At 67.4% G+C, this 1422-nt stretch carries 1 protein-coding gene; it reads right to left on the bottom strand.

The genetic code is table 11. The annotated features are described in order from the left end of the window. Positions 1-1422 (bottom strand): DUF5801 repeats-in-toxin domain-containing protein (locus tag A9G05_RS26180; RefSeq protein ID WP_256548493.1); only part of this gene is annotated, 1422 nt, incomplete at both ends.

Raw genomic sequence — 1422 nt, forward strand, 5'->3', positions numbered from 1 at the left:
ACCGCCCACACGGCCGACCACCTGCCCGCCCTCCAGATAGAGCTTGATGTCAGTGCCGGTGGCGCTGTCCTTCAGCCCGCTACTGGCGCCTTCGGCGCTCACCGCCAGGCTGTAGGCGATGCTGCCCGCACCGTCGGCACCGTAGTTGCCAGTGAAGGCACCACTGAAGTCGGTGGTGGCGTCGGTGCCGAGGCTGGATTCGTCCACCTCCAGGCTGGCGACGCCAGCCTGGCCGGCGCTGATGCTCGGCGCGTCGTCCTTGAAGCTGATGGCGTTGCCCAGGTTGAGGCTGGCGCTGCTGCTGTCACCGTCCTTGTCGGTGAGGGTCGCCACCAGTTTCACCAGGTCGGCACTGCCCAGGCTCACCTCCTGATCCGGCCCGCTGTCCGGGCTGTGCTGAATGGCGATGCGCTGGTCGAGGGTCACCTTGCCGGTGCCGTCGACGCTGACGGTGAAGGCGATGGCCCCCGAGGGGCCGCCCACACGGCCGACCACTTCGCCACCTTCCAGATAGACCTTGATGTCAGTGCCGGTGGCAATGTCCTTCAGCCCGCTGGAGGCCCCCTCGCCGCTGACCTGCAAGGCGTAGGTGGTGGTGCCGGCGCCGTCGGCGCCGTAATTGCGGATGAAGGCACCACTGAAGTCCGTGGTGGCATCGCCGCCCAGGTTGGTCTCGTCCACCTGGAGGATGTCCGCCGGGATGGAGACCGCGAGAATGCCGGGGGCATCGTCCTTGAAACTGATGGCGTTGCCCAGGTTGAGGGTGGCGCTGCTGGAGTCGCCGTCCTTGTCGGTGATCGTCGCCACCAGTTTCACCAGATCCGCCGCCGACAGGCCGGCGGCCTGATCCGGCCCGGCATCCGGGCTGTGCTGGATGGCCAGTTTCTGGTCGAGGGTCACCTTGCCGGTGCCGTCGACGCTGACGGTAAAGGCGATTGCCCCCGAGGGGCCGCCCACACGGCCGACCACTTCGCCACCTTCCAGATAGACCTTGATGTCAGTGCCGGTGGCAATGTCCTTCAGCCCGCTGGAGGCCCCCTCGCCGCTGACCTGCAAGGCGTAGGTGGTGGTGCCGGCGCCGTCGGCGCCGTAATTGCGGATGAAGGCACCACTGAAGTCCGTGGTGGCATCGCCGCCCAGGTTGGTTTCGTCCACCTGGAGGATGTCCGCCGGGATGGAGACCGCGAGAATGCCGGGGGCATCGTCCTTGAAGCTGATGGCGCTGCCCAGGTTGAGGCTGGCGCTGCTGAAGTCACCGTCCTTGTCGGTGAGGGTCGCCACCAGTTTCACCAGGTCCGCTGCCGCAAGGCCGGTGGCCTGATCCGGCCCGGCATCCGGGCTGTGCTGGATAGCGATGCGCTGGTCGAGGGTGACCTTGCCTTCGCTGTCCACGGTCAGGGTGAAGGCCACGGCGCCGCCGCT

This window comes from Pseudomonas sp. ENNP23, assembly GCF_001728945.1.
In the GTDB taxonomy this organism is placed as follows: Bacteria; Pseudomonadota; Gammaproteobacteria; order Pseudomonadales; family Pseudomonadaceae; genus Metapseudomonas; species Metapseudomonas otitidis.